The organism is Winogradskyella schleiferi, from assembly GCF_013394655.1.
GTDB classification, from domain to species: domain Bacteria; phylum Bacteroidota; class Bacteroidia; order Flavobacteriales; family Flavobacteriaceae; genus Winogradskyella; species Winogradskyella schleiferi.
Genome location: NZ_CP053351.1, coordinates 1,313,621 through 1,337,562, shown reverse-complemented (window position 1 = coordinate 1,337,562; position 23,942 = coordinate 1,313,621). Strand labels below are relative to the sequence as shown.

Below are 23,942 nucleotides of genomic sequence, written 5' to 3'. Positions count from 1 at the left end.
AAAAGTTTTAAATAATTATGGTTCAAAAAACCCAGTACTGCCGCCAACCCAAGTCTTATCCTTATTGTACTTCACACCTACCATTTCACCTTTACTTAAGCGCATAAGGTTACTTATTATTTCAGTTTTATTGGTTTTTGAGTTGTACATCATCATCATTCTTATTTCGCATTTTGCGGGCACATCCATGGTATCAATAACTGGTGCATAAGCTACTTTCTCTTGCAATAAGTAATTCCATTTGTTTGAAATACTCTCAATAATCTCTTCGGTAACATGTATATGAACTCCAGCTCCTGCAAACGAATACAAAGGTTTTAGAACGTAATTTTCCAAATCTGAAGGTATCGCTTCCAATTTATCTAAGTGGTAAGACTTTGGAATGTACTTCCCTTCTAAGAAAGGCATGAGGTATTTACTAATTCGGAAAAACCAATTAGGATGTCCAATCCATTCGACATCGACTTCATCTTGAAATTTAAACTGACCAGTTAAATCTTGCCTTTGGTGAAGTTCATCAAAAATGATACGGTTATAAATTTTTAAAATACGTACCTCGTTACCGTTTTCATCTTTATAAAATAATTGCTTCCCCTTTTTAATCAATTCTGTGATACAAATAATTTTAAGACCAAGCGTCGCTTCAGTAATATAAAAATCAATAGCTGTGGCTTGTTTATGTGGTTCTACTTCTAATAAAATAACCTGTTTAGGGTCAGTATCACCAATCATTTCTTGCGTAAGAAGTTCTATATATTCTTTAGAAGACATGCCTGTTAAATGCTGCGAATAATGCTTCGGAATGACATCTGAAAAATGTTTACGATACTTATTACCTACAAAATCCTGAAAGAAAAATAAAGAAGGAAAACCTTGAAGCTCAATCAATTTGGGCGTAAGTTCGCCGTTTTCATTTTTACAGATACCAAAATCTAACTGAATAAATTTAGGACGTTCATCTTCATTAGGCACTATTGTATTAGCGTCAAAAAAGGCATCTTTAGTTAAATCCTTAAAATCCGGACGATCGATTACGGCCATAATCTCCTCGCAGGCTTCTTTTAACTTAGCCTTTAATGCTTTGGATATAAAAACGGGAGTTTCAGCAATCTTAAAAGGTACTTTATAATTAAATGAACTATTGATATCTTCCAGAAATGCTTGATATTTTTCTTCAGAAAAATTGGCATTGTATGAATTTCGGTTGTCTTTTATCATTATAAGTTACGACATTACAGGTTGTTTAACTTTATCAATCGCGTTCTGAATAAAACTCGGTAAAATGGTATTATAAGTTAATTCTATCTTTTCTGGATCATCGATGCGATTCATCATTTCGTTATATTTTTTCTCTCCAAAACTATCAATAACTACCTTTTTATTTTCTTCTAATGAAAAATATGATTCCATACTCACAGGTTCTGCTTCTGGATGGAATTGGGTGCCTACAAATTCTTCTGAAAAACGAACGGCCATAATGGCGCGTTCTAATTCTACATGCGTCCTAATTTTTTCTAAGCTTAGAATCGTAGCACCATGCCTTTTGAACACAGTCAGTTTAGGTTGAATCAATTGCCAATCTCTTGAGTCAACCGCATAAAACGGGTCATTTAAACCTTTAAAAATAAGATCGTTGTGACCTTTTTTGGTTTGGTGAACCTTTAAAATTCCAAACGACGTATTTCGTCTTGGTTTTATTTCTCCAAGTTCAAAATAATTGCAAATCACTTGAAAAGAATAACAAATAAAAAATACATGCTTTTTTTGCTCTGTATCGGCTTTATTAATATCCCAAAGGTTTTGCATTAGTTGTAAATACGGTTGTCGCCATTCACCTTCATCCAATGGACTTCCTGGGCCACCACTCGAAATATAGATATCATAAGATGCATCTGGTATTTCTCCTTTGGCTCTCACATTAAATATGCGATAGGCCACTTCTTCATGAAATGTTTCAACAATCTCTTTGATACAACGAAGGCCTTGGTTAGGGACATCATTGTTCATGTCTAAAATTGCTAATTTTAATTTTTCTTTCTTCATATTCATTTTTCGCCTTTCGAATTACGTTGTAATTTATCTTTGTGAGAAATATAGTTCTTACTCAATAATGTTCAAGATAAACTTCAGCGATCATCTAATAAGTAGGTTATTTTATAATCCTAAAATCGTTTGTTCAGTAACGTAATCCACGACTTTGGTAAGGTCGTTTGTTTGTTTAAATATTTCTAATTGACGGTCTGCTCCTGTGCCGTTTTTAAGCATTTCATGAATGTATTCAATTTCTTTACGAGAGCCTAAATCATCCACAACATCATCAATAAAATCCAATAACTCTAACATAAGGAGTCTTGTTTCTACTTCAGATTCCTTTCCAAAATCAATCATTTTTCCATCAATACCATAACGGCTTGCTCGCCATTTATTTTCGTTGATCAATGCACGATGATAATTCATGAAGTTCAGATTATGTCGTCTCAAGTCATATAACTTAGCCACCAATGCTTGAATTATTGCCGTAATACATACGGTTTCATTCACGGTTAATGGTATGTCACAAATCCTAACTTCTAAAGTTGGAAAAAAAGGATGCACTCTAATATCCCACCAAATTTTCTTTGGGTTATCAATACACTTAGTCTTAACTAAAAGGTTAACGTAATTCTCGTAATGTGCATAGTTTTCAAAAATTCCTGGAATACCTGTTCTTGGAAATTTGTCGAACACCTTAGATCTAAAGGATTTAAAACCTGTATTTCTTCCTTCCCAAAACGGAGAATTGGTTGACAACGCATACAAGTGCGGCAAAAAATAACGCATGGCATTTACTAAATGTATCGCCATTTCTTTGTCTGCCATACCAACATGCACATGTAATCCAAAAATTAAATTTGAACGTGCCGTATCTTGAAGCTCAGTGATAATTTCATCATATCTTGGGTTTGGTGTAATCAGTTGGTGTTCCCATTTAGAAAATGGATGCGTACCTGCGGCACCAATTTTAAAACCTAAGTCGTTTGCAATACCAGATACTGATTTTCTCAAATTAGAGATTTGTTCTCGAGCATCCGTAATATCCTCACAGATATTGGTACCTACTTCCACAACGGCCTGATGCATTTCTGCCTTGCATTGGTCGCCCATAACTTTTGACGCTTCTGTTACAATTTGCTGGTCGTGTGAAATTAATTCGCGAGTAACAGGATCAATAATTTGATACTCTTCTTCAATACCTAAAGTAAACTTCATATTTAGCGGTTGGTTAGATTAAACCTGACTATGATTAATAGTCAGGTTTTTTTTAAATTATCTATTTTTTAGCTGCTTTCTTTTTAGGCGTAGCCTTTTTTGCTGTCGTCTTTTTAGCCACAGTTTTTGCTTTGGTCGCAGTAGTTTTAGTAGCAGCTGATTTTGTAGCTGCTTTTTTTACTGGTGCCTTCTTTGGAGCCGCTTTGGTTGCTGTTGTTTTTTTCGCTACTACCGTTTTAGCAGGCGCCTTTTTAACAGCTGCCTTCTCGGCAACTTTCTTTTTTACAGGTGCTTTAGCTGGCGTTTTCTTTACCGCAGCCTTCGCTTTAGTCGCTGTAACTTCAGCAGAGGCTGACTTCGCTCGTGTTTTCTTTGCCGTTGGCTTTTTTGTAGCTGTCTTTGGAGCTTCCATCTGGTCTTTTACAAAAGTTCCCCAGGTAAGGTTCATATTACCTTTTTTGTATTGTTTTGCTTTATCAATGGCCATATTAGCTGCATTCTCAACAATCCAGTCAAAATTATCTTGACCTACAGAATGTATATCTGCATCTGGCGCAGGATTACAAAAATCGATAGCATAAGGTACACCATCCCTTATGGCAAACTCAACTGTATTGAAATCATATCCTAAAGCTTTGTTTAATTTGATACAGTATTTTTCAACTAAATCCAATATCTTTTTATCTACTGGTTCACCATCCAGAACATAACGTAAATGATGCGGGTTTCTTGGTTCATATTTCATAATATGCACTTTATCAGTTCCTAATACATAACATCTAAAGTATTCCGTGAAGTTAATTTCCTCTTGCAGCATCATCACCAAATTCTCAGTTTCCCTATGCTTTTCCCATAAATCATCAGGATTTTCTACACGGTAAACGCTTTTCCATCCGCCACCATCATGTGGTTTCATATACGCTGGAAAACCAATCGTGCTAAACATTTTTTCCCAATCAAATGGGAATTTCATATTTCTAAAAGAATTTTCATCCGTACCTTCTGGACGATGGGATGATGGTAAAATAAAAGTCTTTGGTACAGGAATACCAATTTTTTCTGCTAGTGCGTTGTTGAAAAACTTTTCGTCTGCACTCCACCAAAATGGATTGTTTATAACAGCCGTTCCTGTAATGGCAGCATTTTTCAAATAGGCTCTATAAAACGGAACATCTTGAGATATTCTATCTATAATTACTGCGTATTCATCAGATTTTGCTTGTTCTACGGTATCAATTGATACGGCTTCTGCAACCATATCCTTAATGCCTTGTGACTTAATTTTTTCGTTAACTCTGTCTATAAATGCCCAAGGAAAGGTATCTTCTTGACCGAATAAAATGCCTATTTTTTTCATATTTAAAATGGATTAGTTAGTTCGTTAATAATTTGTACGTTAGTCTATAATTTTGATAAATAATGTGGAAACATTCTGTTCCATAAAGGCCAATCGTGTTCAGCCCATTTATGTTCATCGTACCAGAAAGGTATGTTTTTTTCTGTTAATATCCCAGCCAATCGCTTATTGGCATCTAAACAAATATCCCATTCCCCTACGCCTAATACAATTTTCATGTTCCATAAATCCGGATGATCCGCTCCTGGTAAAAAATCTACTGGGTTATTAAAAAACACATTGTCATCGTAATGGCCATCTACAAAAGATTTAATATCGAAAGAACCACTCATACTGAACATATGACTTACACGGTCTGGATGTCTAAACGCAAAATTAGCTGCTTGGTATCCACCAAAACTTGGTCCAGCCACAGCCACTTTATGCATTTTCTTTTCTTCGCAAATTTTATTAACGACTTCATTCATGATAAATTCGTCGTACCAAGCGTGATTTTTTGCACGATCTGCAGGATGAATATTTTTATTATACCAGCTTAATTCATTGATACTATCTGGACAATAAATTTGCACCAAACCTTGCTCCGCAAACCAACGCACAGATTCCACGAGTCCCATATCCCGACACTCATTATGTTTTCCCATGGTTGTAGGAAACAAAATTACGGGATAACCAGCATGGCCGAAAACCAGCATTTCTATATCCCTACTTAAAGTTGGTGAGTACCATTTAAAATGTTCTTCCTTCAATTGTTTAGTTTTAAATTGGTTAACTTAAATTTTAAGCGCGCAAAATTAGTCTATTTGTTTTAGATTTTTTAAAAAATTTTATTTAAATGAAGAATAATTTAACCAAAAATGTTGAGTATATGGTATTTGCAATAGCAAAATATTGATGAAAAAGCTCAAGAATCTGATAATCAATGCTATTTAGGTAAACTAATTAATGGTTAGAAGTTGTTGTATAATGGCCGAATCTATACTAAAGTTACCCTAAAAAAACAGAACTAAATATTTAGATGCTCGGAGCAATATTAAATTTTTCTTATTAATTTAATTTCCGAAACCGAGATAACCAAATTTAAAATTTTCGCGAACTCAAAAAGGCGCTTTAAACTTTATTCTTGCAAATTTTCGTGTAATTTATTTCAGTTCCTTTGTTTAATTCAACTAGTACATTTTATTTTTATTAGCAGATTTTTTTGGTATCTGTTGGATGGCGTCCCAATGCTCAACAATTTTTCCATTGCTATCGAATCTAAAAAAATCCATAGTAACGTATTCATCATTATCTGGCCAAATTTGATGCGTATGTAAAGCAACCATGTCATGTTCAGATATCACGCGTACAAATTCGATTGATTTGTTTGGATATTCAGAGTGCATGCGCTCAAAATAGTCGATAAAACCCTCGATTCCGTTTTCTACATCAGGATTGTGTTGCTTATATTCAGCTCCAACATATAATTCCGTCGCTTTTCTTGGATTTCCTTCGTACGCTAATTTATAGAAATTAACAGCACTTTTTTTCATATGGTCATTCATTCCGAATTTATTTTCAGTTTTCGTAAAATTTAGTGGTATGAGGCCATTTTAGCGCTACATATTGGAGCATGAAATTAAAGTTAATTCTAAATCAAAAAACAGCAGCACTTTCCAACTCAGAACTATCAATAACTTATTAACGTTGATACTTCAAAACTATTAAAATAAAAGCCAATTTTCAATTCTTAAAGACTAACAAAATGAGTAATTTTGTAGTGCTTAAAAATTTATATACAATGACTTACAGAATAGAAAAAGACACGATGGGCGAGGTAAAAGTACCAGCCGACAAACTTTGGGGCGCACAAACCGAACGCTCTCGTAATAACTTTAAAATTGGTGCACCAGCATCTATGCCTTTAGAGATCGTATATGGCTTCGCTTATCTCAAAAAAGCAGCGGCTTACGCCAACTGTGAATTGGAGGTTTTATCTCAAGAAAAACGTGATTTAATCGCAAAGGTATGCGATGAGATTTTAGAAGGACAGCATAATGACCAATTTCCTTTGGTCATTTGGCAAACAGGTTCAGGTACGCAAAGCAATATGAATGTGAATGAAGTAGTTGCCAATAGAGCACATCAAATTTCTGGAAAAACTATTGGAGAAGGCGAAAAAACCATTCAGCCTAATGATGATGTCAATAAATCTCAATCGTCTAACGACACCTTTCCTACTGGAATGCATATTGCAGCCTACAAAAAAGTGGTCCAAACGACTATTCCTGGTGTTATTCAATTACGAAATACGTTGCATAAAAAATCTCTGGAATTTAAAGAAGTTGTAAAAATCGGTAGAACCCATTTAATGGATGCCACACCTTTGACTTTAGGTCAGGAATTTTCAGGTTACGTATCGCAATTGGATCATGGGTTAAAAGCATTGGAACATACATTAGCACATTTAAGTGAATTGGCTTTAGGAGGCACTGCTGTTGGTACTGGACTGAACACTCCAGAAGGATACGATGTTCTAGTTGCTAAATATATTGCTGAATTTACGGATTTACCGTTTATAACAGCTGAAAATAAATTTGAAGCCTTGGCCGCACATGATGCTATCGTAGAAACCCATGGTGCCTTAAAACAATTAGCTGTTTCCTTAAACAAAATCGCTAATGATATTAGAATGATGGCTTCTGGACCACGTTCAGGCATTGGAGAAATTATCATTCCTGCCAACGAACCAGGAAGCTCAATTATGCCAGGAAAAGTGAATCCAACACAATGTGAAGCCTTAACCATGGTTTGTGCACAGGTTATGGGTAACGATGTGGCTATTTCAGTTGGTGGAACTCAGGGTCATTACGAGCTTAATGTTTTTAAACCAATGATGGCCGCGAACATTTTACAATCCGCACAGTTAATTGGTGATGCTTGTGTAAGTTTTGAGGAGCATTGTGCTAGTGGTATCGAACCTAACCACCAAGTTATTAAGGAATTATTGAACAATTCTTTAATGTTGGTAACTGCTTTAAATACTAAAATCGGTTATTATAAAGCTGCGGAAATCGCAAATACTGCTCATAAGAATGGTACAACCCTAAAAGAAGAAGCTGTAAATTTAGGCTACGTTTCTGCTGAAGATTACGATGAATGGGTAAAACCTGAAAATATGGTAGGAAGCCTTAAATAACGATAAAACGCATTATAAGTTCGATGAAGTGCATTTTTTAGCGATAAATTACTATATTAGCATTGATAAATTTAAATAAATATGAAACATAAATTACTTTTTGGATTTGCAATGCTTAGTTGTTTTGCTTTTACTCAAACCACTTTTTTACCAAAAGTTAGTATTAATACTAATACCGGAGATGCTCCATACACCATCGCATCTGGTTTAATTGATGGAGATGCCCTACCAGATATTATTATCGGAACCAATTTAGGTAACACGCTTGAGTGGTATAAAAATAATGGGGACAACACATTTACAATTCAACCCTTAATATCTAATACTTTGGATGGCATTGGAGGTTTAGCCCTTGTAGATTTAAACAACGATGGTTTTTTGGATCTTTTAACCACAGCATACAATAATGATTCCGTTGCATGGTATCCAAATGATGGCACAGGAAATTTTGCGACCGAGACGATTATATCCAATAGTATTTTAGGTGCTTCAGGACTTGCTTTAGGAGATATCAATAACGATACTTTTCTTGATATAGCCGTAACTGCTTATGACGGAGACGAAGTGGTTTGGTTCTCTGGAAATGGAACGGGAAGCTTTACGCTAGAAGCAAATAAGATTGACGATACTTTAAATGCTCCTGGAGTGGTAAATATGAGTGATATTGATGGAGACGGAGATTTAGACGCCTTAGTTGCTACTGCTGTTTATTCAGGTGATGTCATCGAAATCTTTAGAAACGATTTAATTCCTGGTGGAACGGTGTCTTTTATAAAAGATGCAACTTCTGTAACTACTGGAAAAGTTGGAATGTTTAATGCCACTTTCGAGGATTTAGATGGTGATGCGAATCTCGATATTTTGGCAACAGAAGTTTCATATGGTGGTGGACCAACAGGTAATTTGTATTGGTTCGAGGATAATGGTTCTGGATTTACTGAAACTGTATTCACAACATCAATATCTAATCCTTCTGTCGCACAATTTAGAGATTTAGATAATGATGGGTTAAACGATATTGTTTTGAGTAGCGGAAGGAGTGGAACTGGTGCTGATATTGTTTGGTTTAAAAATAATGGTGCTGGTAGTTTTGACAGCGAACAGGTTATTGATGCCACACAAAGCCAAACCTTTGTATACGCAATTACCGATTTTGATATGGATGGCGATTTAGATATTGCGAGTTGTGCCTACAACGATGATGATTTGAATTATTTTGAAAACCAGAAAATTGTACTTAGTACACCAAATTCTGAACTTCAGGCAATTTCAATACATCCAAATCCCACTAAAGATGTTTTAAATTTTGAAGGCTTAAATGAAAGCATTAAAGTTTCGGTTTTTGATGTTTTAGGAAAACAAGTTTTAGAACAAACATTACATTTTGGTGAATCACTCAATGTTTCGGAATTAGCAAATGGGATATACACTATTCAATTGAATAATAAAATGACTTCAAAATTCATAAAAGATTAATAGAATTAAGTTTTTAAAGTTCTAAAAACGCTAGTAAATTTCTACTAGCGTTTTTTTTTGTTCAAAAAAATAGCAATCTTTACAAAAACACCAATCAATTATGTCTATTCTTATTACCAATATCAAACAGCTATTACAAGTCCACGATACTAATGTCACTATTTTAAAAGGAAAGGACATGAAAGCATTGTCCATTTTAGAAAATGCCTATGTTTATATTGAGCACGACACTATTATAGAATTTGGTGAAATGGAAGAATATAGCCCTATTGAAGCTGAAACAATTATTGATGCTACTGGGAAAATAGTTTTACCGTCTTGGTGCGATTCGCACACACACATTGTTTACGCAGGCGATAGAACTTCAGAGTTTGTCGATCGAATCAACGGCTTATCGTATGCGGAAATAGCCAGTAAAGGCGGCGGCATTTTGAATTCGGCAAAAGAGCTTCAAGACACTTCCGAAGATGAATTATATAGGCAATCCATAAAAAGATTAAACGAACTTATTGCCATGGGCACTGGTGCCATAGAGATAAAAACAGGTTATGGATTAACTTTGGAAGCCGAATTGAAAATACTTCGCGTTATCAAACGTATCAAGCAAGAGAGTTTGGCCAAAATTACACCAACTTTATTAGCTGCTCATGCTATTCCTGCAGAATTTCAATCTAAAAAACAGGATTATATAACATATATCACAGAAAAATTAATCCCGAAGGCTGCTGAGTTGCGCATTACTAATTACATTGATGTCTTTTGCGAGGAAGGCTATTTTGACATTAAAGATACCGAAGCCATTTTAGAAGCTGGAAAAAAATACAATCTAAGACCAAAAATACATGTAAACCAGTTTAATATCCTTGGAGGTGTAGCGCTTGGTGTCAAATACAATGCGCTTTCTGTAGATCATTTAGAGGAATTAAGTGATAAAGATATTGAAGCTTTAAAAGAAAGTGAGACCATTCCTGTTGCGCTACCAGGTTGTTCTTATTTTTTAAGTATTCCTTACACGCCTGCAAGAAAACTCATTGATGCCGGTTTACCAATAGCCATTGCCACAGATTATAATCCAGGTTCTGCACCTAGTGGAAACATGAATTTCATAGTTGCTGCGGCCTGTATAAAATTAAAAATGACACCTGAAGAAGCCATCAATGCAGCAACCGTTAACGGCGCTTATGCCATGGGAGTTAGTAATATGTACGGTAGTATTACTAGAGGTAAAAAAGCGAATCTCATTATTACAAAACCCATGAATCATTATAGTGAAATTCCTTATGCGTTTGCCCATAATCCCATTGAACAAGTAATTATTAATGGTCAACTTTTGGAATAAAAATCAATGTTGTGCGATAATAGACAAAAGACCGCTGCGCTTTTAGAATCAAGAACATAGTCAAGCTCTAAGTAACTGAGAAACAGAATTAAATAATTTTAGCATTTTTTTATAGTTCATTATCTTTAAAATATAAAGGTGTCTTAATTTTAATACGCTTAAAACCCTATTAAGTCTGTCAAGCAATAAACCTCAACTTTAACTGGACATTTATTAAAATAGTAAATCCAAAGGTTTACTCATTTAGAATTTAACCAAAAAAATCCAGAAGCGAACTTCCGGATTTTTATCCTATCAATCTGATATGCTTTTTTTTACTTCAATTCAAATTCTGAAGAAGAAACTAATGCTTTATCATTAAATACATTTATTTTGTAACGCCCTTTTTCGAATTTAGAATCTTCTAATTCACTAATGTATTCGCAAATGTTTAAGTTTCTATTTTCGTAATTAAAACGGCTAATTAAGCTGTAGTTTAATACTTGATCTTCAAATTCTATTTGGTCATTTGCACCTAGAACATTATTCAAAGGATCAATAACCTGAACATATAGTTCTTTATCTCCAGCTTCAGTTAACATATTTTTAGCAACAGTAAAACAAACTTTAATCTTATCACTTCTGGTTGCACGTTCCGTTGGAATTTGTTTTCCACTGCGTCTTTCAATAACACCCATTCCTACTAAACCTACAGTTTGCAACGCAGCTGCATCTTTCACAACAGTTGCCAATTCCGTATTTTGTACCAATAGAGAATCTGTAAACATCGTGCGCTCTGCTAATTGAACATTGGTACTATCTAAAGAGGTTGCCAAGTATTGGTTTTCAACCTTTAAACGGTCATTTTCAGTTAAAAGAATGTCCATTTCTTCTTGTAATGCCATGTATTTCTTTTTATATCTCCATAAGCTACCAACGCTATTTTGAGATACTTTAAGAGAATCCATCAAACCTTCAATGCGTTCTCTAGCTGCAATAAGATCTTGATTTGTAACTTCGCTCTCAGCAATAGCCTCATCATAATCTTTAGCCATATTGTTGAGATCATTCATTACTTGTTGTTTCTCACTAACTAATAATTTTTCATTTTCTTGCTTTTCGCTGTAAAGCTTAGACGTGTAAAATGCAGTTCCTAAGAATAAGACTAGTAAAATTCCTAATCCTACTTTTAGACCTGTACTTGATTTTTGTGAACCTTCCATAAATTGTTTGGTTTTAAGTATTGTTAATAGTTGTTTTTAAATTTTTATTTGAGGTTAAAATAATTAAATAAAACTGTACTTTTATTCTATTATTCAAATTATATCCAAATGCATCATCTTATTTTATTTTCAGAAAAAGAAAAACAACAGCTTTTAAAGAAACGAAAAGGCGAATCAAAATTTGGAGAACATATTCAGTTAGTACCTAACCTCACTAACATATACGATTCAATTGTTAATTTAGACGTTGACTATGTTGTTTTCGGTATCTGTGAAGATATTGGAGTTTATGCAAATCACGGAAAAACAGGAACTTACAAAGCTTGGGAGGCAACTCTAAAAATTTTGTTAAACATACAGAGCAATAGCTTTACAAATGCTAATCGTGTTTTAATTCTCGGTCATTTGGACTATACGGAAGCGCGAGAGACGTTGCTCAAATTAAACACCTCGAAAAAGAAACAACTTTCGAAGGTTAGGTATTTTGTAGAAACAATAGATAGCGATGTTAGCCATATAGTGTCTACAATTGTTAAGGCGGGAAAAGTTCCGATTATCATTGGTGGAGGCCACAACAACGCCTATGGTAATATTAAAGGTTGTGCTTTGGCTAACAATGGAAGAATAAATGTGGTTAATTTTGATGCACATTCAGATTTTAGAGCAGAAGAAGGGAGACATAGCGGCAATGGTTTCAGTTATGCATTTGCTGAAGGGTTTTTGAAGAATTACTTCATATTTGGATTGCACGAAAACTATACCTCAGATAATTTATTTAAGACGCTGAAAAAGATAAAAAATCTGAAGTACGCTACCTATGAAGCACTAGAAGTCAGAAATGAAACAGATTTTAATGCTGAATTAAAAATGGCATTGGAACATGTTGCCGAAAAACGATTTGGAATTGAAATAGATTGTGATGCCATAAAGAATATTCCAAGTAGCGCAATGACACCTAGTGGTTTTAGTGTAAAACAAACACGACAATTTGCAAATTACTTTGCTCAGCATGAAAATGCTATGTATTTACATGTCTGCGAAGCTTCACCAACCAAGAAAACAGCAAACAAGGTTGGAAAACTTATTACGTATTTAATTACAGATTTCATTAGAGCACATGGCAATTAGAATCATTGATTTCAAAACACAATATGCCAAAGTCTTTTACGATTTGAATATAGAATGGTTAAAAACCTTTTTTTATGTCGAACCCTTCGATGAAGAATTATTAAGCAAACCAAATAAATATATTATTGAGAAAGGTGGTTTTATTTTCTTCGCCATGAAAAATGAAGAGGTCGTTGGCACGGCTGCTCTAATCCCAACCGAAAATCCTGAAATTTTAGAATTAACCAAAATGGCGGTATTACCCAAAGAACGTGGACAGAAAATTGGACAACTACTTCTACAACATTGTATTGATTTTGCTAGAGCTAAAAAATTAGAAGGACTACTCCTCTATTCCAGTACAAAATTAGAAAATGCAATCTACCTGTATAGAAAATATGGATTTAAGGAATTGGTACTTGAAAAGGACAGTCCTTATGTTCGTTCTGATATTAAAATGATGCTGGAATTTTAATCAATTATGATAATTTCGCCCTTCCACCTCAAAATCTTCTGGTACTAAATAATCTTCAATAATTCGTTCTTTATTGCCGAACTGTTTATGTCTAAAACTGACTATCATAAGCGTATCCGAAAGATCTTTAATTTTAAGGAACTTATAATCATTTTCTATATGCATTAAGGTTTTTATTTGGTCGCCTTTTAACTTGATATAAGCACCATTTTCATTTGAATAAAAACTCCAATTGACATTTAAAGATTGACCACAATCCGTATTCGATCCATTATTGTCTGTGGTTGTACCGTCCGTATTATAAGTTACACGATATGAGAGAAAACAATCTCCCATATTCATACGGTAACTATCATTATAGCGTTTTGCAAGTTTCCATGTTTTAGACGAATCTTTTGTAAGAAAAGTATTGGCATTATCAGGTAGGTTAAATTTTTCTGAATCGCATGATGACATTAAAATTGCAACTATAATTAAGAGGATATAGAATTGCAGTTTCATATTAATTCCCCACAGCTTTCAAAGAATCCAACTGACGTTGTAATTTTTCTATTTGCTCAGAATTATCTTCAACCTTTGGAATTCGCGTTAAAGAATCCATTTGTTGTTCCATAATGTCTTCATCCTTTGGCGCTTCATTGTAGTAATAACCAATCCCTTCACTAGATCGCCAAGCTTCGTTGAGTTGATTGTATACTTCTTGATCCCAAGTGCTTGGATGTTTGACGTCTATCCAAATGACATCTCTGTATTCGCTATCAATCAATACCAAATCTGGTGTAGCAGAACCATCAAATTGCTGGGCATCCGTAGAACTGATGGAAGAAATAGTACCTAAGAAAAACATGCGCTTTCTACCTGCAATATCTTTTATATAAGGTCTGAACTCCACTGGTGTACTCGCATTCCAGTCGTACTCTTTTCTAGATTCCTTAACTTTTAAAGGCATCGCAGAGACTCCTGCATACCCTTGTTTTTTGGTCGCATGATCGTAATAATACATTTTATCCGTTCCATCTGCTGGAATAAAAACACTATAACTTAAACTGGTACGCTCATTACCAACAGGTTCTAAACCAAACCAATGATACAAACCACTATAGGCATCAGAATTTGAGCCTGCAAAATCAAAATCCGTAACATATGGTTGTTGGTTTTGGTCTTTTGGCATCAATGGAATTTTTACTGCTGTTTCCATATTCCAAGGTAAGGGATCGCTAAAACCACCTAGGAATTTCAAGGATTCGGCTTGTAATTGTGAAACCTCTTCTGCTAATGTGTTTTGCTTCATTAAAAATGGATAATTTTTGATCTCGTCTGGACTTACAAAAGTACCCTTGCCAATTGTGATACGTTCCATATAATCATTAAAATCGTGTTCACCATTATCGATAATCATAACACCGCCAAACGAAGGATACGGAAAAAAGAAGCCTTTCCATTTAATTAAACTAACCACTTCTACCCAATTACCAGCGTCATTCTTCATATAAAACGTATCGCTTGGTTCATAATTAAAGAGCATCCATGGATTGAAACGTTGCACGACCGCATTATATGTGTTTCTACTAAATTTTAAGGATTCGCCTATAGAAAACGTTACATCAATTCTATTTTCATTGGAAAATCTTGGGAAAGGTGTGGTACTACTTACCGAAAACACTTCTTCGGTGTTATCGCTAATACGTTGCATCACATACTTTTCACTTGGCTGAATCGCCATGGTCCATTTATTCTCAGTTCCGATTCTTACCAAATGTGGCAACGACACATCTTTAGTCTCACCGACGCTTTCGTTGGCCATGGAAAAGATATTTCTTAAGGGTTGAATCCGTTCATTTTGCGTTAATGGCAACTCATTGATTTCAACTTTGTTCAAACTGTTGAAAACATTATAAGTTTTCATATAATCGTACATTTTGTAATGCCAACCGATGACATACAGGATGCCAAAGAAAATAATAAGCAAGGCTAAAATCCCTAATCGTGTTCCTGTACTAGCACTTTTTCTAAATTTTCTTAATCCCAAAATAAGAATCAATAAACTCACTAAAATGATGAAAATATACTTACGCAGAAATAGCAATAACGGTTGGTAATCGTCCCTAAAAAAGAACAGTAACACTAATAATAACAATGCGACGAAAATGGTAATTCGTTTTTGTTTTCCTCCTTTGTTCCAGTATGATTTTATCATATTTGATTTTTTGTCATTCTGAACTTGATTCAGAATCTTAAACTTTTTTATTAATGAAATCTTGAAATAAATTCAGGATGACACGTTTTGTCACATCAATCCCTTATCCTTCAAACGCTCCCTTGCGCTTTTTTCGTTCATTTTCTTTTCTGGCTCGTTTTCAATTTCTTTTTTAGCTTCTTCAACTGCTTTATTGTCCTTGTTTTTTAAATCTTCCAAAAAGTCCTTCCCTTTTTCAACGACATCATCTAGTTTGTCCTCGATAGAACCACTTTGTGCTTCGATGACTTCAGAAGATGAAATGATAAAACTAGCGATATAGGTTCCAAAAAGCGTACCCACAGCGAAAGATGCAAATGCAGAAACACCATTATAACTATTGAATACAGCAATTGGTGTTAGAAACTCTACAATTAATGCAGCAACCAAAACTAAGGTTACCACAAAAATAATTCGTGGTAAAAGTGATTGTTTGTAAACAAAGCCTTTTGGATTATCCTGACTCATTTGTAGCTCTTTGCTATTGACCATTTTGTTCAAAAAACGATACACTCCATTTCCGTTGGATTCTCTCCAATAGAGAAAAATTCCGAATAATATGGCTGCTATGAATATGACGAGTTCTATTCCCATGGTTTTTTAAAGTTAGAAGTTGGAAGCACGAAGTTTGCTTATTACTTTTGATTAATATTTTAGTTTTTGTCATTCTGCGCTACGACGCAGAATCCATTAATAATTCCAATCTTTAGATAAATCGATCCAATTTATATTAGCCTCTTCTATTAAATCGATTTTCCATTGCCTATTCAAGTTTTTTAATTGTTTTTCTCTCTTAATAGCGTCGTTAACATATTGAAAAGATTCAAAGTACATCAATTTATTTAAATTATATTTAGACGTAAAACCTTCGACAAGTTTATTTTTATGCTCATTCATTCTTCGTTCTAAATCATTTGTTACACCAATGTATAAAGTTCCGTTTTTCTTTTTAGACAAATTATAAACATAGTATTGGTGGTAATTCCCTTTCATTTTAATAGATTCCGCATCAAGTGCGGAATGACAGCAATTATAAAATTAGTCTAAAAAACTTAAATATTGTTACGAATCCTATCAATAACCCAATCCTTAAACGAATCCTCCCAAGTTTCGTAGCTTTTATAAAACTGCTCCTTATCATACCAATACAAGAACAACACATCCTTTGGAGCAATGTTAATGAGCAACTTATGAATTAAATCCCGATGCATAGAAGACAACGATGAATGTGGTTGATGCAAAGCAAAATAAAAAGATTGATCTACGATATCCTCAATTTTATAGGCGTTACTTCTTTCTAACTTTTCAAGATATATTTCGACGCTCATGACCAGCTTTCTGGCATTTATGTCTATTTTGTTTAAATAGCTTTTAAATAACACGTTATCGTTCAAAATAGCTGCAATTGGATGCTCTGTATCTTTTAAGAACTGTGCTAATTCGTACTTTTTGATTCGGTCATAATTTGGTGTGTTAACTATGTGTTCCAAATCGCACTCTATAATGATATAATCCTTAAGTTTATCAATTAATTCTGGTTGTTCAATATGATAAATCAGCACATCGTGAATGGTATCCTTAATAGCTTCTTTATAATATTCCTTACTTTCGAAAATAACAATCGGTTTAATAAAATCCCTCAGCAGATACACACCATCAAAAGCTCTGGTAAAGAAAGAACCTGTTGAAAAATGTAAAGGATGTAAACTTAAATCCCTGTCTCGTAAATCGCCATAAGTTTTAGCGGAATCCAATAATTGTTGATGGATACCTTCGTCAATAAAATTGTTACCTGTATTAAATTTATCAACTAAGTGTAATTGATCTTTCTGAATTTTCTCTAAATTGTCTATAAGCCTAAAGGTGATATTGACATTATCATATTTTAAAATATCTAAAGGTTCATAAAACACATCGATATTCTGATCAAAATCAATACAAATGGCTGAATCCCTAGTGATATCATTTATTTTTTGTCCATGTGTTCTAAATATGTGTTGCATCATTTCCTTATCAAAAGAATGAAACGGTAAATACACAGGTTTTCCTTTTTGCAAAGGTGAAATGATGATGCCATGCGGATTCGCATCGCCATGATTTAGGTATTGGGTATTCTTCTTTTCTTCTGCAATCTCTGGACTCCAACCTATGCCGTCAATGAAAAAAGAGGTGAGCTTGGTTTCCGTAAAACCTAGAGTTTTTAAGCACTTGTTGTAACGCTCAACCAACTTTCCGCTGATGGGTATGAGTTCACTTCGGTATAAATTTGCTTGTTTTAGTTTTTGCATCTTGTTGCAACCTTTCGATTTCGCTCAAGATAAATTTCAGCGATAATCTTATTTTTAAATTATTTTGACACGAATTTCACTAATTGTTACGCTGAGATTCACATAGTCTCACAGAGAAATTGATGTGCCGTTATATCATTAAAATTTTATTAATTTGGACATATTGCAACAACATAATTGTTTTTGCATCAATAATTTTCTCATTTGTAATCATTTCTAAAGCTTTTGAAAATTGAAATTCCAACACCTCAATTTCTTCATCTTCACTTTCTACGCCTCCTCCTTTAGCCACTTTCATACTTTCGTCATAGTCGGCAATGAATAAAAACATTTTTTCCGTTAACGCGCCTGGTGAGGTATAAGCCGTTAACACTTGTTTGGCAGCCTTTATTCTATAACCGACTTCTTCTTCGGTTTCCCTAATCACGGTTTCTAAAGCACCATCATTGTTATCAATAGCTCCTGCACAAACTTCTATGGACATGCCTTCTTGCTCATTGACCTCATAAATTGGCATTCTGAATTGTCGCGTTAAGATTACTGTTCCTTTTTTAGAATTATACAATAAAATTGCAGCACCATTACCACGATTATAAGACTCTCTCGACAATCGTTTCCATTCGCCATTTTTGAATTGATAATCGTAATCAATTCGATTTAGTGTTGCCCATTCTTTTGAGAGGGTTGTTTTTTTTATGTTTTTTAGTTTTGACACGGTTTTCATGGATTTTCACGAATTATTTTTAAATCTAAAATCTTCAATTGTTAATCGTCAATCTCTTTTCCCAAACTGTTCCCTAGCCTCTGTCTCAATATTTAATTGATTCACTCTAGCATCCACTTTACGTTTAAAATCTGTATCTGCGATGGTTGCTACATTATCTAAATAACGAATGACTTCTTGTCTTCTAATATCTGAAAAATTTAAACCTTTCATGTTCGATTTCATTAATTCTTGAAGCATATGAAACTTGGTTTCGTAATTCTTTTTGAAATATAGTTCAGGATTCTCAAACCAGTCTTTTTCCAAATCGAAATCGGTTAATCGTAAAGAAATTGCAGATTGAATATTACGCACATCCCTTGATGAGAAAAATGGAAATATCTTCTGAATCTCTTTATATAAGGCTGCATAGAACATGTGATCGTTAGTTTCATGAAGCTTTTCAACTTTATCAAAAGTTTCATGTACACGTTCTTCGGAAGGCTTTTCAACCAAATTGAGAATATCTCCCATACTTTTTGCCAAACCTTGATCGGACAAGTATTTATAGGTTTCAGGATCGTCCATGTTTACAAAATCTGGCAAAGTATTTTGTAATTTTCGCCACCAAATATAGTCTTGATCTACGAAATCGTGCTCAGTTCGTGCGCCATCAATTTTAAATCGACCTTGAACACGTGAGATTACCGCTTTATCTAACATTTCAGGTAAATTGGTAAATAAGCCTATAGAACTGTTCCCATAATTTACGGCATACGCGCCTTCTGTATATCTTAAAAACACACCTATCACTTCCTTCACTCCTGCGGAAACACCTTGTGCTGTTCGTTCTTGAAGATTATTTTCGGCATCATCTATTGGTGCAAAAATCAATTTAGTAGGATCTTGTAAAGGTTTCATCCACTCCACCATTTTTTCGGCAGAACCACCTTGAAATGTAGATATTAACGTATCTGGCATGGGATGAAACAAGAAGGGAATATCCAAATTATCGGAATGTTCTTTAAGTCTTGTTGCAATGGCAGCAATCAACATACTTTTTCCGGTTCCTGGAATCCCATAACCCATAAAAACAGGCATAAAACCACCCAATTCCTGAAACGGATTTTTCTGGGCTTCAAAATCGTAGCTCAACATTCGTTCCGTTAAACGACGAGCAAAATGTTTAGCATCTCGGTTTCCTACAATTTGTTCGAATTGAATTTTGTTGAATTCGATACTTTTTGCTGTACCTTGAAATACGTTTTCCCAACCTGAAACTGCAAAATCTGAATTTTCTAACTTATAAGTTCTATCTACTATGGTTTCCGTGTACTCTAAACTGCTTTTGCGTAATTGAATTTCATCAATCAAAGCTTCAAAATAAACCACGGTAAAATCTATGACATCTTTATCGGATTTGATGATTTCAGGATGGCCTAGATACTTATCATAATAAAACAACTGACACGAAACTCCTTTTAAAGGTGTCATAAATGAAACTTCTGGAATGCCAGCAAATTTCTGTTTCATAACCGATAAATCATCTGAAGCATGTGGTTTTAAATCGTGTAAAACTTTATAAGCCGTGGCGAATAACATAAATGCCGTCGCTGTGTGCATTTTGCTTTCGTATTCACGTTTTCCAGAGCTATCCAAAGCAGATTTATTTTCGCTTAAACTCGATAAACCAGAAGCATCATAATAAGAATCCTTAATCCAAATACCTAAGGTTAAGCCTTCTTGAACAGCAAACAGCGTGTGATTTAATTTTACAGGAAGCGCAACAGATTCTGGCAATAAACGTTTCTTTAAAGCTAAAATGGTCTTGGAAACCGAAGTGACATTAACATTACTTCCATTAGTCGCTCTAGACAAATACAGTAATATAGATTCGTCCTTGGCATCATTATCTTTGTTTTTTGCACGTTGGCTTTGTTCCCATTGAATGGATTTCAGATAGGATGTTGCTTCATCGCGAAGCATATCTAGTTCGTTTTGTTTTATGGGGAATGTTGAGTTGTGTTCCATTTATTGAGTTTTCAGTCTCAGTCGCAGTAAACAGTTCCTCACTGTGCACTGAATATTATCTCTAAAACTGTTTGTTATTAATATTTAATTTAGCCGCAATATTGAAAACTGTGACTGCGACTGAAACTTATTTCGTTTTAAGTTCAGAAATCTGAATAGGACCTTGTGCCAATTTATTCATAACTTCCGGTGTTTTATTGTAAAGCAATTGTATGATTCTATGTGGTGCAAATACAAAGCGTTCCCTATACATTGCATCCCATTTTTGAAACGTTCGTTTACTAAAAAAACCACCTTCCTTAAATTCATTACCTGATTTTAATTCATCTATTTTAAATGAAATAGCATACGATTCCAATGGAATTTCTTTGTTAGCTATGCCTTGTAAAATAGCATGCGTCACTTTGTTTTCGTCTTTGGCAAACACATTGTGAATTGGTCCTAAATCGACACGTTTTATTAACTTTGGCAAAACATCAGGTAAACGCTTATCTATTCCGTAAGCCATAGTATCTAAAGACATTTCTCTATCGGCTACCGTTTTTAGTGCTGAGTATATTTCGTCACGCTCTTTTTGAGGATCTTTTCCATCGTAATTGAAATACATGTAACAGATAAATGGTCTGTTATGCGATACATCATAAAAACTCCAACTTACCAAATGCTCGGCAGGCGAACCCTCTGGAGCTTCTATAATTTTACCTTGTACAAAACGATTAAAAATATATTCTTTCTTGGCCGATGTATAATAGACTATGGAAGCTGCTTGAAAGAGTTTCCGTTTAGTAATCGGTTCTTTTTTTCGCATCAGCGTATCTAAAAACTCATCTTTTAAAGTATTTACATCAGTAAGTTTACCTAAGTAATCTTCACGTAATGCTAAATCGTTGAATAGATATCGGAATTCTAAATAATTAGGAAAACTGGAATCTGTTAGATCGACCTTCATGTTTTCCTCATCGTCATACATGTATTTTACACGCATGGCCTCAATGGAATACAACAATAAATCACAATATTGCTTAAACAAAAGCACTTCTTGCGCGTTCAGGATTTGCTTTTGTTGAACCGCAACAATGAGTTCCTTTAATGAAAAATCTATCATTTTGTGATAGAACACATATTGTTCTTTAGAGTCTAATATTGCTGAGTCTAATGGTGTTACGATCATTTTAGTGTTCAGTTGGCAGTATTCCGTTTGCAGTATGCCACGAATACCTTAAAAGTATTATTTAAAAAAATTAATGAATATCTAATATATCCACAGTATTTAGTGACATTTTAACTGCCAACTGAATACTGTAGACTGCAGATTATTTTTTTATCCTAACAGATCATCCTCATTAGCTTCTGGTTTTGGTTCGCCTGTCGGTTCTCCTTTTCCATCACCAGATGGTGCATTAGCGTCTGCCTTGTAATATTCGTCAAAAATTTCTTTCATGTCAATACCATACCGATCAGCAAAGTTTTTCTGAATTTCTGCATCTTTCGTTCTGATCTCGCCTAAAGCTTCAGCGTAACTTCCGTAAACGCCTTGCATCACTTTTTCGTGAACTGGAATATTATCCATCATTTCCTGACGTGCTTTAGCACTTGCTGTATGCATTGCTGCCAGCGTTTCGCCAATATGCTCATCGGTTTTAACACCTAAATGCTCTAAAATAGCCGCGAATTCTTGATCTGTTCTCGCTTTTAAAGCCACCACATAACCATCGTAATACTTCAAACGCTCGTCAGTATCTGACTTTAGTTTTGCGCGGTGCGTTTGTAAATTACTACGTAACGAGGTCAAAACTTTGATAGTAAGATTGTGCTTGTGTACAAAGCTGTCTTTTGAAGCTGCCAAAGTGGTATAGGCATTTTTAAGTCCTTCTAGCTCCTCAACCTTCTGCTCTAAAGTGGTTACTTTTTCTAAAGCTTCAGAATATTCAGTAGATTGTTTGTCCGCCACCTCTTCCAATGCCTGTCTGGCTTGTTTCAAAAGTGCGTATTGTTCTTCGAGCTTATTTTCAACTTCTTTCTTTTTCTCAAGTGCTTTTGTATGATTCTTAGAAGCTTCTAAAATGGCAGTTTTTAGACTTTCTTCAACTTCCTTAATTTCGATTTCCCTATCTTTTAGTCGCTTGATTGCCGCCTGACTCTTAAATGACAATTCATTTAACAAGGTCTGCACATCAGCAGTTTCAATACGTTGCTGGAACATCGCTTTCGCCTTGTTATCTGAAGCATCACGTTCTTTTTGTGCATTTTGAAGCTCTTGCTCAGCATCCCTGATTTTGCTTTTTCGTCCCCAAAGGTTGTTCCACCATGTGTCTGGTTTGTTTTTGGCGTCTTCGAGTTCAACTTTAGCACGTTCCAAACGTTTTACAGCATCATCTATTATTTTTTGCTCCGCAGCGTTTAAGGCTGAAAAGCCTTCGAACATAATACCGACTTCATCTTGATAATCCGTTAAGTCTTTTATGGCGTCTAATAGCGTAGTTCTATCTTTTTCGGCCATGTCCACCACATTATCCAATGTGGCATTTAAAATTTTCTGACGACTTTCAGGATCATCTTCTTGAGCCAATTTTGACTTCATTTGGTCAATGGCTTTTCCCCAATTTACATCTACTTTTTCAGTTTTTTCGTTGGAATTTGTTTCTAATAAATCAAAATCATCAGACATATTTTTAGCGTGTTATTAAGTTGAACAATTTTAGGATAACAATTTCGGTAAATTTTTGAGACTACAAAAGCATTACTCACTAAATTATATGTAGTTATATCTTTGACTTTGTTACATTATTACTATTATTTTTTTTTAGGGAATTAACATTTATTGAATACCGAATTGAGGAAAACTCCATTTCAAATCAGAAAACGATTATTAACAATTAATATGTTAAATATCGATTTGCAAACAAATCGACAAATGTTGAATTTTACTTAAGAACACTGTGTTTTATCGAATATTTACAACGGTTAATCGGTAAAATTGTAGATTAAAAATGGTAAATATTTTAAAATTAAGTATTTAACATTAAGTTTTTTTCTATCTTAGCAATCCAGAACCCAATTCTAAAGACGTAAATTATGTTTAAAAACCTGCTTACCAAAGCATTGATCGTGACAACTACGCAACTTACCATGATTTTAATCGCTGTAGCGTCTATATTTTTAGTTTTTATTCTTATAGCCATTGTGAAGATGTATAAATTAAAAGCTGAAAACAAGAAATTAATGCAGACCAATGCTTATAAGGATTATGAAGATTCTGATGAAGATATTCCCAGTGGACATCTCTATGGCGATAACTAAA

Annotated in this window: 22 protein-coding genes; 6 read left to right on the top strand and 16 right to left on the bottom strand. The window is 34.4% G+C overall.

The genetic code is table 11. The features are described 5' to 3' along the window. Positions 1–15 precede the first annotated feature (15 nt). From HM990_RS05765 to HM990_RS05740, 6 genes are all read right to left on the bottom strand, one after another. The gene (locus HM990_RS05765) at positions 16–1,218 is read right to left on the bottom strand and encodes a hypothetical protein (RefSeq protein WP_178988018.1); all 1,203 of its coding nucleotides are present in this window, start codon (positions 1,216–1,218) and stop codon (positions 16–18) included. Between the two features lie 6 nt (positions 1,219–1,224). Further along, positions 1,225–2,043: a type 1 glutamine amidotransferase gene (locus HM990_RS05760; RefSeq protein ID WP_178988017.1), complete on the bottom strand. Its 819-nt coding sequence runs from the start codon at positions 2,041–2,043 to the stop codon at positions 1,225–1,227. 111 nt (positions 2,044–2,154) lie between these two features. Continuing rightward, the gene (locus HM990_RS05755; RefSeq protein WP_178988016.1) at positions 2,155–3,249 is read right to left on the bottom strand and encodes a carboxylate-amine ligase; all 1,095 of its coding nucleotides are present in this window, start codon (positions 3,247–3,249) and stop codon (positions 2,155–2,157) included. A 61-nt stretch (positions 3,250–3,310) separates the two neighbouring features. Then, positions 3,311–4,606: an ATP-grasp domain-containing protein gene (locus HM990_RS05750; RefSeq protein ID WP_229719385.1), complete on the bottom strand. Its 1,296-nt coding sequence runs from the start codon at positions 4,604–4,606 to the stop codon at positions 3,311–3,313. Between the two features lie 44 nt (positions 4,607–4,650). Then, positions 4,651–5,355, bottom strand: a complete 705-nt coding sequence (locus tag HM990_RS05745) for an esterase family protein (RefSeq protein ID WP_178988015.1) — start codon at positions 5,353–5,355, stop codon at positions 4,651–4,653. 420 nt (positions 5,356–5,775) lie between these two features. Beyond that, positions 5,776–6,150, bottom strand: coding sequence for a nuclear transport factor 2 family protein (locus HM990_RS05740; protein WP_178988014.1), 375 nt, complete (start codon positions 6,148–6,150; stop codon positions 5,776–5,778). Between the two features lie 236 nt (positions 6,151–6,386). Between HM990_RS05740 and fumC the strand changes: the two genes are divergently transcribed. From fumC to hutI, 3 genes are all read left to right on the top strand, one after another. Further along, positions 6,387–7,784, top strand: a complete 1,398-nt coding sequence (fumC, locus tag HM990_RS05735) for a class II fumarate hydratase (protein ID WP_178991859.1) — start codon at positions 6,387–6,389, stop codon at positions 7,782–7,784. An 81-nt stretch (positions 7,785–7,865) separates the two neighbouring features. Beyond that, on the top strand, positions 7,866–9,260 hold the full coding sequence (locus HM990_RS05730) for a T9SS type A sorting domain-containing protein (RefSeq protein ID WP_178988013.1): 1,395 nt from the start codon (positions 7,866–7,868) through the stop codon (positions 9,258–9,260). Positions 9,261–9,360: 100 nt separating this feature from the next. After that, positions 9,361–10,599, top strand: a complete 1,239-nt coding sequence (hutI, locus tag HM990_RS05725) for an imidazolonepropionase (protein WP_178988012.1) — start codon at positions 9,361–9,363, stop codon at positions 10,597–10,599. Between the two features lie 314 nt (positions 10,600–10,913). Here the strand turns inward: hutI and HM990_RS05720 are convergent, their stop codons facing one another. Further along, complete coding sequence (locus HM990_RS05720; RefSeq protein WP_178988011.1) at positions 10,914–11,801, bottom strand: chromosome partitioning protein ParA; 888 nt, start codon at positions 11,799–11,801, stop codon at positions 10,914–10,916. A gap of 108 nt (positions 11,802–11,909) precedes the next feature. On the opposite strand from HM990_RS05720, the gene HM990_RS05715 reads away from it, so the two are divergent. Further along, on the top strand, positions 11,910–12,929 hold the full coding sequence (locus HM990_RS05715; protein WP_178988010.1) for a formimidoylglutamase: 1,020 nt from the start codon (positions 11,910–11,912) through the stop codon (positions 12,927–12,929). Continuing rightward, positions 12,919–13,383 (top strand): GNAT family N-acetyltransferase, encoded by a 465-nt coding sequence (locus tag HM990_RS05710; protein WP_178988009.1) that lies wholly within the window; start codon positions 12,919–12,921, stop codon positions 13,381–13,383. The genes HM990_RS05715 and HM990_RS05710 overlap by 11 nt, the downstream gene beginning before the upstream one ends. Here HM990_RS05710 and HM990_RS05705 read toward each other — a convergent pair whose 3' ends face one another. The 9 genes from HM990_RS05705 to HM990_RS05665 form a co-directional block, all read right to left on the bottom strand. Beyond that, the gene (locus tag HM990_RS05705) at positions 13,384–13,884 is read right to left on the bottom strand and encodes a lipocalin family protein (protein ID WP_178988008.1); all 501 of its coding nucleotides are present in this window, start codon (positions 13,882–13,884) and stop codon (positions 13,384–13,386) included. It lies immediately after the preceding gene. Position 13,885: 1 nt separating this feature from the next. Next, positions 13,886–15,580, bottom strand: coding sequence for a hypothetical protein (locus tag HM990_RS05700; protein ID WP_178988007.1), 1,695 nt, complete (start codon positions 15,578–15,580; stop codon positions 13,886–13,888). 90 nt (positions 15,581–15,670) lie between these two features. Next, positions 15,671–16,213 (bottom strand): hypothetical protein, encoded by a 543-nt coding sequence (locus tag HM990_RS05695; protein ID WP_178988006.1) that lies wholly within the window; start codon positions 16,211–16,213, stop codon positions 15,671–15,673. A gap of 96 nt (positions 16,214–16,309) precedes the next feature. Next, on the bottom strand, positions 16,310–16,612 hold the full coding sequence (locus HM990_RS05690) for a GIY-YIG nuclease family protein (protein ID WP_178988005.1): 303 nt from the start codon (positions 16,610–16,612) through the stop codon (positions 16,310–16,312). Between the two features lie 59 nt (positions 16,613–16,671). Beyond that, positions 16,672–17,907, bottom strand: a complete 1,236-nt coding sequence (locus tag HM990_RS05685; RefSeq protein ID WP_178988004.1) for a DUF6638 family protein — start codon at positions 17,905–17,907, stop codon at positions 16,672–16,674. A gap of 130 nt (positions 17,908–18,037) precedes the next feature. Beyond that, positions 18,038–18,631: an NUDIX domain-containing protein gene (locus tag HM990_RS05680; RefSeq protein ID WP_178988003.1), complete on the bottom strand. Its 594-nt coding sequence runs from the start codon at positions 18,629–18,631 to the stop codon at positions 18,038–18,040. A 48-nt stretch (positions 18,632–18,679) separates the two neighbouring features. Continuing rightward, on the bottom strand, positions 18,680–20,641 hold the full coding sequence (locus tag HM990_RS05675; protein WP_178988002.1) for an AAA family ATPase: 1,962 nt from the start codon (positions 20,639–20,641) through the stop codon (positions 18,680–18,682). 127 nt (positions 20,642–20,768) lie between these two features. Beyond that, a complete protein-coding gene (locus HM990_RS05670) occupies positions 20,769–21,812 on the bottom strand; it encodes a hypothetical protein (protein ID WP_178988001.1) in 1,044 nt (347 codons plus the stop codon). Between the two features lie 150 nt (positions 21,813–21,962). Continuing rightward, entirely contained in the window at positions 21,963–23,309 is a 1,347-nt protein-coding gene (locus tag HM990_RS05665) for a coiled-coil domain-containing protein (RefSeq protein WP_178988000.1), read from the bottom strand. A 407-nt stretch (positions 23,310–23,716) separates the two neighbouring features. Here HM990_RS05665 and HM990_RS05660 point away from each other — a divergent pair, with 407 nt between their 5' ends. Beyond that, positions 23,717–23,941, top strand: coding sequence for a hypothetical protein (locus tag HM990_RS05660; RefSeq protein ID WP_178987999.1), 225 nt, complete (start codon positions 23,717–23,719; stop codon positions 23,939–23,941). The last annotated feature ends 1 nt before the right edge of the window (position 23,942 follow it).